General features: G+C 59.6%; 10 protein-coding genes, 1 other RNA gene and 1 pseudogene. 5 read left to right on the top strand and 7 right to left on the bottom strand.

The window, feature by feature from the left end; genetic code table 11:
• The 5 genes and pseudogenes from Q7L05_RS14800 to Q7L05_RS14780 form a co-directional block, all read right to left on the bottom strand.
• Positions 1-214: pseudogene (locus Q7L05_RS14800) on the bottom strand (DUF3987 domain-containing protein); the annotation flags it as partial.
• Complete coding sequence (locus Q7L05_RS14795) at positions 211-1,098, bottom strand: toprim domain-containing protein (RefSeq protein ID WP_303908348.1); 888 nt, start codon at positions 1,096-1,098, stop codon at positions 211-213. The gene Q7L05_RS14795 and the pseudogene Q7L05_RS14800, both read right to left, overlap by 4 nt.
• Before the next feature lie 196 nt (positions 1,099-1,294).
• Positions 1,295-1,489 carry a helix-turn-helix transcriptional regulator gene (locus Q7L05_RS14790; protein ID WP_303908345.1) on the bottom strand — a complete coding sequence of 65 codons (195 nt, stop codon included), beginning with the start codon at positions 1,487-1,489 and terminating at the stop codon, positions 1,295-1,297.
• A gap of 243 nt (positions 1,490-1,732) precedes the next feature.
• Entirely contained in the window at positions 1,733-2,539 is an 807-nt protein-coding gene (locus Q7L05_RS14785) for a hypothetical protein (protein WP_303908342.1), read from the bottom strand.
• Positions 2,536-3,720, bottom strand: a complete 1,185-nt coding sequence (locus Q7L05_RS14780; protein WP_303908339.1) for a hypothetical protein — start codon at positions 3,718-3,720, stop codon at positions 2,536-2,538. Before Q7L05_RS14780 ends, Q7L05_RS14785 begins: the two co-directional genes overlap by 4 nt.
• Positions 3,721-3,816: 96 nt before the next feature.
• Here Q7L05_RS14780 and Q7L05_RS14775 point away from each other — a divergent pair, with 96 nt between their 5' ends.
• The 5 genes from Q7L05_RS14775 to Q7L05_RS14755 all read left to right on the top strand — a co-directional run bounded on the left by Q7L05_RS14775 (position 3,817) and on the right by Q7L05_RS14755 (position 11,350).
• Positions 3,817-4,038, top strand: coding sequence for a hypothetical protein (locus Q7L05_RS14775; RefSeq protein ID WP_303908337.1), 222 nt, complete (start codon positions 3,817-3,819; stop codon positions 4,036-4,038).
• 154 nt (positions 4,039-4,192) lie between these two features.
• A complete protein-coding gene (locus Q7L05_RS14770; protein ID WP_303908334.1) occupies positions 4,193-6,985 on the top strand; it encodes a class I SAM-dependent DNA methyltransferase in 2,793 nt (930 codons plus the stop codon).
• Positions 6,982-9,033, top strand: coding sequence for a DEAD/DEAH box helicase (locus tag Q7L05_RS14765; protein ID WP_303908331.1), 2,052 nt, complete (start codon positions 6,982-6,984; stop codon positions 9,031-9,033). The genes Q7L05_RS14770 and Q7L05_RS14765 overlap by 4 nt, the downstream gene beginning before the upstream one ends.
• On the top strand, positions 9,026-10,210 hold the full coding sequence (locus tag Q7L05_RS14760; protein ID WP_303908328.1) for a GIY-YIG nuclease family protein: 1,185 nt from the start codon (positions 9,026-9,028) through the stop codon (positions 10,208-10,210). Before Q7L05_RS14765 ends, Q7L05_RS14760 begins: the two co-directional genes overlap by 8 nt.
• Positions 10,211-10,339: 129 nt before the next feature.
• On the top strand, positions 10,340-11,350 hold the full coding sequence (locus Q7L05_RS14755; RefSeq protein ID WP_303908325.1) for an Abi family protein: 1,011 nt from the start codon (positions 10,340-10,342) through the stop codon (positions 11,348-11,350).
• Positions 11,351-12,090: 740 nt separating this feature from the next.
• Here the strand turns inward: Q7L05_RS14755 and Q7L05_RS14750 are convergent.
• Positions 12,091-13,308 (bottom strand): tyrosine-type recombinase/integrase, encoded by a 1,218-nt coding sequence (locus Q7L05_RS14750; protein ID WP_303908321.1) that lies wholly within the window; start codon positions 13,306-13,308, stop codon positions 12,091-12,093.
• Positions 13,309-13,471: 163 nt separating this feature from the next.
• Positions 13,472-13,831: a transfer-messenger RNA gene (gene ssrA, locus Q7L05_RS14745) on the bottom strand.
• Between the last annotated feature and the right edge of the window lie 503 nt (positions 13,832-14,334).

The following is a 14,334-nucleotide window of genomic DNA, read 5'->3' as shown; positions in this document are numbered from 1 at the left end:
GACGGGCGGCAGCGGTGGCGCAGGAGACCAACACCATACCGGCGGCCAATTCCGGTGGGGTCTCCGTATCGGCGGCAATGGCGCGGGCGTATTCCCCGGCCCAGCCGGGCAGGTGAACCAGATCAAGACGCGGAAGATTGGGCGCGTCCAGCGGCACCAGCTCCGGCCAATCCTCCGGCGGTGGCGCGGCGGACTTCAGCAGGTCGGCGGTCATGCTCCACCCCCTGCCAACCACACGGCCAGGTCGTTGAAGTCCGTCAGATGGTCCGGGGCATCCTCCGGCCACTGGGGCAGCGCAAACAGTGCCCCCGATGCAATGGCGGCGGCCTTTGCCTTGGTCGCTCCGGGATTACCAACCGTCTGCCGGTCATCGTCACCGGCAATCACCAGTTCGGCGGTCGGCCAACGGCGGCGGGCAGCCGATGCAACCGGCTCCAGGTTGCCCGCGTCGATGGCCGACAGCACCAGTGCGGTGGGTTCATCCTCGGCCAGGGTGCAGCCGGTGGCCCAGCCCTCACAGATGATCATACGGGTGGGATTATCCATGTCACCCGCCACGGGAATGAAACAGCCCCGCTTGCGACCGCCGGAGAGCAGCAGCTTGCCACCGTCGGCGGCGATGAATTGCAGACTGGTCAGCCTGTCGGTGAAATCTGTTACCGGCAGGGTCAGCGCACCGGTGTGCATCCTCGCACCGTGCGGTTGGATGCGCTTGCGGACCAGATAGGGATGGTTGCCCGGTGCCGGAGTCGCTGCATTCCATATCGTGATGGCACGGTTCGCTGCGCGAGCCTGTCGGGTGTTGCGTTCCGCCTCGGCCTGCCTCCTGGCTTCTTCCACCCGTCGGGAGAAGGCCGCCCGTTCAGCCTGAGAAAACGGCTTCTCGCGTTTTGCCTGCCAGGTCTCGGAGATACCGGTGGACCAGTCACCGAAACAACCGCCCCGCCCGTCATCGAACAACAGGCACCACCCGGCCCTGTTACTCGGGCGCTTGCCATTGCCGGGGAAGCGGTGCAGCCTACCGGGCTCGATGGCATCGGGTGGCTCCAGACCGGCGGCGCGGATCGCTGCATGGAAACTTGAGAGGGCATCAATCATTGCGCGACCCTCCCAAGTTGATGAACCAGTCGGCCAGCCCCACAAGCAACCACTCCCATAAGGCGAGGGTGACAATGAGGCCTTTAATGCGGGGGGCAAGGCCGGTAGAATTGCGGGTGTGTTTAGAAGTGTTAGGGGTCGCCTGGTTGCAGCCAGCGCGGCCCTTTCTATTTGTGGTCATCGCCTTGGCCTCCCCTCAGTGCGCAGCCTTGCGGCTGGCCTCGATCTGCTGGTTCAGCCAGTCGTTCACCTCCGCCTCGATCCAGCCGACGGCGCGACCGCCGAGGGAGACGGGTTTCGGAAAGCGACCTTCGGAAATACGCAGATAGATGGTCGAGCGGGAAAGCCCTGTACGGGCCTTGACGGTGGGAAGTCTTAGAATGTTGGTCATTGCCTTGATACCTCTCAGTACGTTTTTGGAAACTTCGAGGGCAAGGCTAGGTGGGCGATTTGGGCGATAAAACGCGCCACATCCCCCAAGTGGATTGCGGGAATGAGGCGATAAAACAGCGGCTTAGAAACGGTCGTGTGATTTCAGGGCGATAGACCCGTACACGAAGGATCGTGACAGATAAGCGGAAAATCAGCGGGTTACGGGCGGGGGAGGCTGGGCGAAAAAATTCCGCCCAACTTTTTACGATTTCATATTCTTGCGGATGGTTTCGGAGTCCCGGCCCTGGGCAATATCGAGCTTGGCGATCTTCTTGGCGATCCAGCTATCAGAGTGGCGCATGGTGTCCGGGTACTGGCGGCGGAGCCTGAGATATTCCTCACGCCAGTCTTCGTACATGGCCTCGGTCTTGCGCTTTCCGGCCTCCCGTTTCTCGGTTGTGGGTGTGTACCTTTTTCCACTGCTGGCAGGGGCCTTATCGATCAGCAGCTCAATGTGCTCCCGGTCTATGGCGAGCGCGGCATCCTCAAAGAACAGCACCTCGTCCAACGGCAGGTGGTGGTCATTGACCTCCAGGGTGAGGGGCGACTTGTTCAGCGACAGCCAGCGTCTGCCGTTCTTGCCCTTGACCATGCCGATGCGGATATTGCCCTGGCCGTGGCGCTCTTCGGCCTTGCACTCGATCCCAAGCAACCCGGCGATCACCTGGGCCAATTGCAGCGCTGTCACCTTCCATTGCCGGAGACGTTCCAGCGGGATGGCGATGCGTCCCATCTGTCCCTGCATCTCCGGGTCGTCGCAGACGATAAAGGCGCGGGTTGCCTTGCCATTACCACCAGGTAGCTGATGCACCGCCATGAAACAGTGGTTGGCGCACTCCCGGCACTCTACGGACGAGGCGGGCTTAGCCTTGGTGATGATGCCTGCCTCCAGTAGTTTGCCGAGCGCACCCTCCGGCCACTGCTGCACGCTGTCCCAGCCGACCAAGTGCGTCTCTCCGATAGAACTCATCGCCTCCAGTAACGACAACAGGACATCATTCAGCGTCATGCGTCGCTGTCATCCTTCGATGCCTGGGGCTCGATGCCGGAGGCGGCCAGCATCTGCCGGATGATGTTGTCGCGCCCCTCGTGGTTGAGGTTGCAGGTATTGGGGTAGGTGACGTTGAAGGTCTTGCTCCCGGCACGCTTGCCCGGTTCGGCCTCAAAGATCGCCTTTATGCTCACCTGGGTGATGTAGTAGGGGGGCGGATTCAGGTCCTTCAACAGGTCGTAAACGGCCATCTCATTGCGCGAGGTGTCGGCCTCCAGCATGATGCGCCGCCGTGAGCCGTGTTTCAGGGTCAACCGAATCTTGGTGACGATGGCCTCGCTAATGCCGGAACCGGGCGGGAACTGAAATTCAAAGTTGGGATCGGCCAGCGGGTCGAGGTCATAGACCCGCTTGTCGATGGTGCCGTCGGCCAGGGTGTCCAGCTTCAGGATGGCCTTGGCAAAGAGCTTTTGCAGCTCCGGCACCGCCTTGGTGTTCTTCGGTGCGTAGATGTCGAGCGAACCCTCCGCCTCGCAATAGACAAAGATGAGCTCAAAGGCTGGATGCCGGGAGCGGGTGGTGAGGCTGTTGCGCTCCCACTCCACGCCGGACTGGCCGTAGTCCTCCGGGTAGGCGAAGAAATACTCCTTCCCGGTCTCTACCTTGCGGTAGGGCTCCACCTTGCAGTTGCGGCCCCGCCCCTCGGTGGTGTTGAAATAGTGGCTAATGGCCTGGGCCAGTAGGGCGATGTCCTCATCGTCCACATGGGGCGGTACTTTCGGCAGGTCGTTGCGCTTTTTCCAGAAGCGCCCCGCGACGGTATCGGCATGGAGCAGGGCCGATGCCCCTTTCCAGTATTCCGGCTTGTGGAGAAAGGCCCACATCGCCTTGGCGTGGTAGCCGTCGATGGTGGATATGGCCTCCGGGAAGTCCTCGTCATCGTAGAACGCCGCCTCGTTGCGCAGCGCCTCGATACCACCGTCGGTGGCCAGGGCGTTGATGTCCTGGAAGTCCACCTCCATGTCCGCCTGCTGCTCCACGGGCAGGGCAGTGAAGGCCTCGAAGATGGGTTCCACCTGCGTTTCCGTAAGGTCCCCGAAGTCCACGCCCAGATCCGCCTCCCTGGCCTGGAAGTAGCGGGCCAGCAGCGCATTCGGCACCCGGCGGAAGAACTGACGGTGTTGGTATTGACTGGCCATGATTCCCTCCTAAGCCGCTTGTCATTGAATTCCTTGGATTATACGGGAGGTTGCAGTACATTACAGTACATTTGCAGTGAGCCGACGAGGGGAGCCATGGCCACCACCAAGACAGCGACTCTTACCTTTCGGATTGACCCGGGTTTGAAGGAAGCGTTGCGCGCCGCCGCCCAGCAGGAGCACCGCTCCATCGCCAACATGGTGGAGGTGTTAATCCGGGACTATTGCGGGCGGAATGGCATTGCTATCCCCGAGCAGGAGGCGCTTTTTGATGAGTCCTCACCTGCGGCGGGCACTACCAGAGAACGAAGCAAGTAGGCACGAGCCACCATGACTGACGTAAACAAGACACTCGACACCTTACCCAGGCGCACAAGCGCCTCGGCAGTTCATGCGGGAGTACGTCGCCAAGACAGCGGCATTGCCACGCGTTTGCGCCAAAAATCGCCCGTTACGACGGAGGGGGGCTGCGTTGAATCCGGTTGAGATCGAGCAGGCCATCACTGACCTCGCGGACCAGCCCTTCGACGCTGAGAGCTTCCCCTATGCCTTCCTTGAAGCCTTCGGCAACAAGAAGACGACGATCAAGCGCCTTCGCGCCGGTGCGTCGAACAAGTCCGACCTCGGCGGCGTCCTCCAGACCAACAACATCCACATACTGACCTGCGAAGCAGGGCAGGTGCCGAAGGCACTCAAGGCACTCAAGGAGAGCCCCGCTACTGCTAAAGCCAAGGCGAAGTTCATCCTCGCTACAGACGGTACGGACTTCGAGGCGGAAGACCTGACCGGTGATGAGACAGTCGCCTGCGCCTTCAAGGACTTTCCCGATCACTTCGGCTTCTTCCTGCCGCTGGCGGGCATCAGCACCATCCGTCAAATCAGCGAAAACGCCTTCGACATCCGGGCGACCAGCCGTCTTAACAAGCTCTACGTTGAACTGCTGAAGGACAACCCGGAATGGGGAACGGACGCGCGCCGCCATGACATGAACCACTTCATGGCGCGGCTGATATTCTGCTTTTTCGCCGAGGACACCGACATCTTCGGCGGCAAGGGCAAGTTCACCGAAACCGTCGCGCAGATGAGCGCGAGGGATTCTTCCAACACCCACGAGATCATCGGCACTCTGTTCCTTGCCATGAACACCAAGCGGGAGGAACGGGCTGCAGCCAATATTCCCCGCTGGGCCAACAGCGACGACTTCCCTTATGTGAACGGCGGCCTGTTCTCCGGCAACATGGACGTGCCGCGTTTCAGCAAGATCGCCCGGTCCTACCTGCTGCACGTCGGTGGCCTCGACTGGACCCAGATCAACCCGGACATCTTCGGTTCGATGATCCAGGCGGTCGCCGAGGACGATGAGCGCGGTGAGCTGGGAATGCACTACACCAGCGTCCCCAACATTCTCAAAGTACTGAACCCGCTTTTTCTCGACGACCTGCGGGCGCGGCTTGAGGAAGCGGGCGACAATCCCCGCACCTTGCTCAACCTGCGCAAACGCATGGCGAAGATCCGGGTCTTTGACCCGGCCTGCGGTTCCGGCAACTTCCTGGTCATCGCCTACAAGCAGATGCGCGCTATCGAGGCCGAGGTCAACAAGAAGCGTGGGGAGCGCGACCGCCCTTCGGACATCCCGCTCACGAACTTTCGCGGCATCGAACTGCGAGACTTCCCGGCGGAAATCGCCCGCCTCGCGCTGATCATTGCAGAGTATCAGTGCGACGAATTGTACCGTGGACAAAAGCTGGCCTTGGCCGAATTTTTACCTCTGCGCAACGAGAACTGGATTACCTGCGGCAACGCGCTACGGCTCGATTGGTTGAGCGTTTGCCCGCCCACGGGGACTGGGGGCGTGAAGCGAGTTGCCGATGACCTCTTTCAAACGCCGCTGGAGCAGCCGCAGTTCGACTTCGAGAATGAGGGTGGGGAGACGTATATCTGCGGGAATCCACCTTACAAAGGTAGTCAGACGCAGACCAAAGAGCAGAAGGCGGACTTGGCATCGGTATTTGACCCTTGCGGTATTTCGCCCAAACAAATTGACTATGTGGGCGGCTGGTTCATGAAAGCAGCCGCCTACGCGCAAGCTACACCAACGGATGCGGCTTTCGTTAGCACCAACTCCATCTGCCAAGGCCGAATCGTCCCTATTCTGTGGCCAGAAATTTTCAAACGCGGTTCCATCATCCGCTTCGCACACACTAGCTTCAAATGGGCGAACCTCGCTGCCCGCAATGCGGGCGTTACGGTTGCCATCGTCGGTCTTTCCACGGACGTGAACAAGAACCGCCAGCTATACGACTTAAATCGCGATGGCGAAACCACTGTGCGTGAGGCGGCGAACATTACACCGTATCTGACTGTTGGCGAGAACGTGGTGGTCGAGGGGCAACGCAAGAATATTTCGGTCCTACCCGATATGTCTTTCGGCAATATGCCCGTTGATGGTGGGAATCTGTTGTTCTCGGCGGATGAGGCGTCCTCACTCGGCTTGAGCAAACAGGATGAAGAAGTCTTTCTCCGCCGTATCTATGGCTCTGCGGAGTTCATTCGCGGGGTTGTTCGTAAGTGTCTTTGGATTACCGATGAAAAATTGCCTCGTGCGTCGGAAATTGCTTCCGTTCGCGCTCGCATTGATGGCGTGCGGCAAATGCGGCTTGAAAGCAAGGATGCAGGTACGCGAGGAATGGCAACTCGGGCGCATCAGTTTCGCGAGATGTATCACGGTGAAAAACACACGTTGATCCTTCCAAGCGTTTCATCGGAAAGCCGAGAGTATCTTCCTGTTGGACTTATTGACGATCGATCTGTCGTCAGCAACCTCGCCTTCGCCCTCTACGACGCCCCGCTATGGAACATGGCGCTCATCGCCTCACGTCTGCATCTTGTCTGGATCGCCACCGTCTGCGGCAAGCTGAAGACGGATTTTCGCTACTCCAACACCCTGGGCTGGAATACCTTCCCCGTCCCGACCCTGACCGAGAAGAACAAGGAAGACCTTACCCGCTGCGCCGAGAACATCCTGCTGGTGCGGGAGCATCATTTCCCTGCGACCATCGCCGACCTCTACGATCCCGACAAGATGCCCGCTGACCTGCGGGCGGCGCATGAGCGTAACGACGAAGTACTGGAGCGCATCTATATCGGTCGGCGCTTCAAGAATGACACTGAGCGGCTCGAAAAGCTGTTTGACCTATACACAAAGATGAGCGCAGCGGCTGCACCGGCCAAGGTAAAGAAGCGCAAAAAGGGAGCACGCGCATGAGCGACAAGAATAAGTCCATCCCGTCCGTCTCCGTCACGTACGCCCGTAACGGTGCTTCGACCAAGGCTAATACCCTTGGGATGCGTCCCATGCAGGAGCGCGCCTACGAGAGGCGTGGTGAGCAGTACCTGCTCATCAAGTCGCCACCGGCGTCCGGCAAGAGCCGTGCCCTTATGTTCGTTGCGCTGGATAAGCTCAAGAATCAGGGCTTGAAACAAGCCATTATCGTCGTGCCGGAGAAGTCCATTGGGGCCAGCTTCAATGATGAGCCGCTATCCCAATTCGGCTTCTGGGCTGATTGGCATGTCGAACCGAAGTGGAACCTCTGCAATGCGCCCGGCAACGACAACGGTGGCAAGGTGAAGTCGCTCGGCGTGTTCCTCGAAGGCGACGACACGGTGCTGGTCTGTACGCACGCGACGTTCCGTTTCGCAGTTGATGCCTATGGTGTAGAGAGGTTCGATGATCGGTTAATTGCGGTTGATGAATTTCATCATGTTTCCGCCAACCCTGACAACAAGCTGGGTACGCACCTGGGTCAATTTATTGCGCGGGACAAGACGCACATTGTCGCCATGACAGGCTCTTACTTCCGGGGCGACGCGGAGGCGGTGCTTGCTCCGTCTGACGAAGCCAGGTTCGATACGGTCACCTATACCTACTACGAGCAGCTCAACGGCTACGAGTACCTCAAGCAACTCGACATCGGCTACTTCTTCTACAGCGGGTCTTACGTTGATGACATCCTCAACGTCCTCGACCCCGGAGAGAAGACGATTATCCACATCCCCAACGTCAATTCGCGCGAAAGCACGAAGGACAAGATGCGGGAGGTGGAACACATCATCGAGGCGTTGGGTGAGTGGCAAGGCATTGACGCCGCGACAGGCTTTCAGCTTGTCAAGCGGCCGGACGGCCGGGTGCTGCGCATCGCCGATCTTGTTGATCCGGCTCATCAAGCCAAGATTCAGGAAGGTCTTCGTGCAGAAGAAATGAAGACTAATCGTGACTATGTTGACATGATCATCGCGCTGGGTATGGCGAAGGAGGGCTTCGACTGGATTTGGTGCGAGCACGCACTGACCGTCGGCTATCGTGCCAGCCTGACCGAGATAGTGCAGATCATCGGTCGCGCGACCCGCGACGCGCCCGGCAAGACGCGCGCGCGCTTCACCAACCTGATCGCTGAGCCGGACGCTACAGAGCAAGCCGTGACCGAGGCCGTCAATGACACCTTGAAGGCCATCGCCGCGAGCCTTCTGATGGAGCAGGTCCTTGCCCCGCGCTTCGAGTTTAGGCCCAAGAACGTAGACAACGGTCCGACGCCAGGCTTCGACTACGGCGAAGACGGCTACGACCCGGACAAGTACAATGTCGGCGTCAACCACGAAACCGGACAGGTGCAGATCGAGATCAAGGGCCTCGCCGAACCCAAAAGCAAGGAGGGCGCGCGTATCTGCCAGGAAGACCTGAACGAGGTGGTCGCTACCTTCATTCAGGACAAGACCGCTATTGAGCGCGGTTTGTTCGATGAAGAGTTGGTGCCGGAGGAACTGACCCAGGTCCGCATGGGCAAGATCATCAAGGACAAGTATCCAGAGCTTGACGCCGAGGATCAGGAAGCCGTGCGCCAGCACGCCATTGCCGCCCTCACACTGACCCAGCAGGCAAAGCAGTTTGCGACAAGTGATGAAACCGATGAGGCAATCCCCAACACCGCATTGATCGATGGAGTCCGCCGCTTCGCGATGGACGTGCGTGAACTGGATATAGATCTCATAGACCGTATCAACCCGTTTGGTGAAGCCTACGCCATCCTCGCCAAGGCCATGAGTGAGGACAGCCTGAAACAGGTTGCGGCTGCCATCTCAGCCAAGCGCGTGAACCTGACGCCGGATGAGGCGAAGGAGCTGGCCATCCGAGCCGTACAGTTTAAGAAGGAGCGCGGACGTGTGCCCGCGCTCGATTCGCAGGATGGGTGGGAGCGACGAATGGCCGAGGGAGCATCCGCGTTTATGCGCTACAAGAAGGAGGGGCGCTATGAGTGAACCCGACCTCGACGAACTGGCGGCGGAGCTAGCCGAGTTCACTGCACCGGAGAAAAAGAAGGGGCGCACTCCGCTCGAGGAGCGGGTTATCGCCGGGTTCGAGGAAATTCAGCGGTTTGTGGAGAAGCACGGCCGTGCGCCGCAACATGGCGAAGACCGTGACATCTTCGAGCGGCTGTACGCCGTGCGACTTGACCGCCTGCGGTCGCTCTCCGAATACCATGCCTTGCTTGAACCGCTGGACCATCAGGGCCTGCTTGCCGGTGCTCCCGGAGTTGCTGAACCGTCGCCCGACTACGATGTGGATGAATTGGCTGCCGAGCTGGCGGGCGTGGAAGGCGCTGACGACATCACCGAGCTGCGCCATGTTCGCACCAGCGCTGAAAAACGCGCTGCCGAGGAGATCGCCGACAGAAAGGCATGCGAGGATTTCGAGACGTTCAAACCGCTGTTTGAGCGTGTGCAGGCCGACCTCAAGACGGGCTTGCGCCAATCCCAGCCGATCAAGGCTGGTCGTCGGGCGATTGAGGCCGGAGATTTCTTCATCCTAGATGGTGTCACCCTATACGTCGCCGACGTGGGCGAGCCTTTGAAGACAACAGCCGGAGAAGTGGATCGCCGTCTGCGGTTGATCTTCGCCAACGGCACCGAGAGCAATCTATTGCTGCGCTCGCTTCAACGCGCTTTCTACAACGATCCCGCCGCGCGGCGCCTGGTGACGCCGGAGAGCGGGCAGATGGCATTCGGGGGCGAGATGGAAGCGGACGACGTTGAGAGCGGCACGATCTATGTCCTGCGCTCGCTGTCCGATGATCCCTATGTCGCCCAGCATCGCGACCTGATCCACAAGATCGGCGTGACCGGCGGCAAGGTGGAGTCCCGCATCGCCAACGCTGAGCATGATGCCACCTATCTTCTGGCGAAGGTTGAGGTGGTCGCGACTTATAAGCTGGCGGGCATCAACCGCACGCGAATGGAGAACCTGTTTCACCGGCTGTTTTCATCTGCACGGCTGGATATCACCATCAACGATCGCTTCGGCCATCCGGTGCAGCCGCAGGAATGGTTTATTGTGCCTCTGTTCATTGTTGATGAAGCTGTTGAGCGCATCAAGGACGGGACGATAATCCACTATTCCTACGACCCAGAGGCGGCGCGATTGGTGAAGGCGGTCTAAATGTGTGCGGCGAGCTACATGACAACATATCGAATCCACCAGCTGGGTTATCGTGGGATAGACAGCCCTGAAAACGGGTATTACGCCACGCTGTTGGCGGGGATAGACATGGACTGAGGTTACGGGACGATGACCGCGATAGAGTACTGTAAGCCTTGGAGGAGTTACGAGGATCAACTTGATCTGCTGATCTCCCGTGGTCTGGCGGTAACAGACCGCCCCAAGGCCCTGGAGTATTTACAGCGCATCGGTTACTACCGCCTGAGCGGCTACTGGTTCCCCTTCCGCGAGCGCTCGGGGTTACTGATTCTGCTGGATGAACAGGGTCGGAAACCGACCAGGAAGCAACAGAAGGAAACCAGAATCGCCCTTGATGATTTCAGGCCAGGCGCGACCTTCGAGAACGCAGTGAACCTCTACGTCTTCGACAAGAAGCTGCGGCTACTGGTGATGGACGCGCTGGAGCGTATCGAGATCGCGCTGCGGGTGGATGTCTCCCACACCCTGGGCAAGCTCGACCGCTTTGCCTACCTCGATCCCGCGCTCTTCCATTCCGAATTCAGCGAAAAGCTGCACAACGACAAGGGCGTAACCAGGCACCATGAATGGTTGGGAAAGCACGCCCAGTTGATTGGCCGCTCCAAAGAGGAGTTCGTCCTTCACAACAAGACCAAATACGGTCAGCCCTTGGCGATCTGGGTCGCTTGCGAGGTGTGGGACTTCGGTACGATGTCTCGACTCTTCGACGGAATGAATGAGGTGGATCAGGACGCCATCTCGGCCAAGTACGGCATCCACAACGGCCGCATCTTTGCCACCTGGCTGCGCAGCCTGAATTACCTGCGCAACGTCTGCGCCCATCACAGCCGCCTGTGGAACAGGAACATCATTGATCAGCCTAGGCTGCCTCCGGCGACCGAGATCCCCTGGGTTGAGCCATTCAAAGATAACGGTCATCTCCAGGCGCGCTGTTTTCTGCTCCTTCGCATCGCCCGCCATTTGCTCCAGGTGGTGAACCCTAATTCGAGCTGGCCGGAGCGCATGAAGGCACACTTGCAGGAGGATTTCCCGGACTTGGACCATCTGGAGCTGAATCTGGCGGGGATGGGAGCGCCAGACGGCTGGGAAACCGACTGGTGAGCGAACGAGAGGCAATAAAAAACCCCTTAGCGATCTCCCCGCCGAAGCGGTTCCACCGAAAGGGGCCGTGTTACGCGTAACCATAGGCCCATTGGGCCTGGAAATCAAGTCTGGGATGGCTTGCATGAGATGACTTCGGACCGCCCGTCACGCCGCTTGCAAGCTACGCGGCAAGCGCCGCGCCGGGCTACGCCGTGCCAGGATTCGGGGCCGCCAGACTGCCTCCGCAAGCTCCGGCAGACTGGCTACGTGGCTTCGGTCGATTTCAGTCCCCTCCGTTCCCGCCCGCACTCCGCCACTGCGCCCTTCGCCCCCAAACAGCGGGGGCCAAGGGCTTGCGGCTCCGCAGCGGGCTGCGCCGTGCCGGGATTTACCGCCGCCAGACTGTCTCCGCAAGCTCCGACAGACTGGCTCTGTGCCCCTTGCTGGCTTGATTACCCTTCGTTACCGCTTGCGCGGGGCCACTGGCAGGCTCGGCTATCGCCCAGCCCGCCGCGCCCCCGCACTGCGCTGGTCTTTCCCGCCCCCAATTGCCTGGGGCTCCGGTAAAGGTTCGGTGCTGCCTGCCCAACCAGGGTCGGTGGTCGGCAATTGAACATAATGCTGGAATTATGCGCAGTGCAAAAACCGCGCTGTCCGCTCCGCCGCATAATTTGCACTATGTGTAAATTGCCTCCGCTTGTTTTTTGATCCCCCGCCCGGCCACCCGTCCGCCCCAAGGGGCTCCCCGGTGGCTTCGTTCAGGCGCTTTGGTTGATCGGTACGATCTCTGCGCCTGCTTTCAGCTTGTCGAGGTAGTCCGCCCACTCCTGCATCATCTTGCGCCGTTCCGGCAGGTGCGCGGTGCGGTTGTAGGCGCGGCCGTTGGGGTCGCGTACCGCATGGGCAAGCTGGTGTTCGATGTAATCAGGGCGGAAGCCCAGCACTTCATCGAGGATGGTTCGCGCCATTGCCCGGAAGCCGTGGCCGCTCATTTCGTCCTTCTCAACACCCATGCGCCGCATGGCTGAAAGGATGGCGTTGTCGCTCATCGGGCGGTCGCCCTTGGGATTTCTCGCACTGGGGAAGACATAGCGCCCCCTGCCGGTGAGCGGGTGAAGCTCCCGCAATATCTCCACGGCCTGGCGGGATAAGGGAACGATGTGCTGGGTATTCGTCTTGGAAACCGTATAACGCCATTCCGCCGCATCCAGGTCGATGTCCGTCCATTCCGCATGTCGCAGTTCTCCGGGACGCACAAAGACCAACGGAGCAAGGCGGAGTGCGCAGCGCACAATCAGGGTGCCTTCGTAGCTATCAATTGCCCGGAGTACCCCGGCGACTTTTTGAGGTTCAGTTACAGCGGCAAAATGAGTGCCTTTGACCGGAGGGAGCGCACCCTTTAGGTCGCCGGTCGGATCGCGTTCAGCCCGCCCGGTGGCCACTGCATAGCGGAAGACCTGTCCGCAGTTGCCCAGGGCGCGGTGGGCGGTTTCCAGGGCTCCCCGTTGTTCGATACGACGAATCACTTCCAGCAGTTGCGGGGCGGTGATGTCGGCGACAGGGGAGGCACCGACCCAGGGGAAGATGTCCCGCTCCAGGCGGCGGATGATCCGGTCGCCATGATTGGCGGACCAGTTGGGGGAGTGCTTGGCGTACCATTCCCGCGCCACTACTTCAAAGCTGTTGGCCTGCTTCGCTACCTTTGCCGTTTTCTTGGCCTTGCGGTGTTCACCGGGATCGATGCCCGCCGCAACCTGTTTTCGGGCTTCATCCCTCCGGTCTCTGGCATCTTTCAGGCTCACGTCGGGGTAGGTGCCGAGGGAGAGCAGCTTTTCCTTGCCGTCGAACAGGTACTTGAATCGCCACCACTTGCCACCTTTAGGGCTGATCAGCAGGAACAGGCCCCGTTCATCATAGAGCTTGCGCTGTTTGGCCTCGGGCTTGGCCTTCTTGATTGCGGTGTCTGTAAGTGGCATTTGGGGTAACTGCTCCGTCAGTCTTGGGGTAACCCCAATAGTTACCCCTGTGAGATTCAGGATTCAATGGGGTAACTTTAGACGCTATCGGACGAGCAGGCAATAAAAAAGCCCGCTGTTATGCGGGCTTTCGGACTTTCTTGGGTGTTACTGGGAATTGAATTGGTGGAGGCGGCGGGAATCGAACCCGCGTCCGCGAGAACTCCGCCATGGGATCTACATGCTTAGCCGCGCCTATTATTTTTAACCGTTGATCGCCCGACGGGCAGGGCATATCAACGGCGATTCCGGATTTGGGTTTTAGCGGCTAGGCCCCGGACTAACTTCGCCGCGAGCTTGCGTTTAATGACACCCGGAACCCGAACGCACAAGCACGTATCGGTCGGGCGCTAGCGGGGTTTAAGCCGCTAGAGCGTAGTTGTCGTCGTTGGCAACTATGTTGTTGCAGCGTTATTTACGAGGTCACTGCACCTCGGCATGCACCCTATGGTTTCGCAACCCACGTCGAAGCCAGGTCGCCCCCAAAGGTGTTATCTCCCCTATTAGATAGGGGATCGGTACCCAAGTTCAAGGGGATTCGCCCTTGTGCCGAAAAGAAATCCGCTTTTACACCCGGTTTCCGTCGATCAATGCTGATATTCGTCTCGCGAAGCCGCAAAGGACGTCAAAAAATACTTATCGATTAAGAGTGTCACTCGGTTAGCTTTGCGAGCTTGGCGTCTTTGCGAGCCGTACCCCCTGCTGCGCAGGCCCGAATCGGTGACGGGCCGTCATTGCGAGCCGTACCCCCTGTTGCGCAGGCCCGAATCAATGACGAACCTTCAGCCGTCATTGCGAGCCGTACCCCCTGTTGCGCAGACCCGAATCAGTGACGAACCCTTAGCCGTCATTGCGAGGAGCCACAGCGACGCGGCAATCTCGCTGTTAGGACACCAGATTACTTCGTCGCCGGGGCTCCTCGTAATGACAGCGGGGGAAGTTCATCAGGAGGAGCCCCAGCGACGCGGCAATCTGGGGTTTTGGGAG

The sequence above is a fragment of the Thiohalomonas denitrificans genome (genome assembly GCF_016841685.1).
In the GTDB taxonomy this organism is placed as follows: Bacteria; Pseudomonadota; Gammaproteobacteria; order Thiohalomonadales; family Thiohalomonadaceae; genus Thiohalomonas; species Thiohalomonas denitrificans_A.
This window is presented reverse-complemented; position numbering and strand designations above follow the sequence as displayed.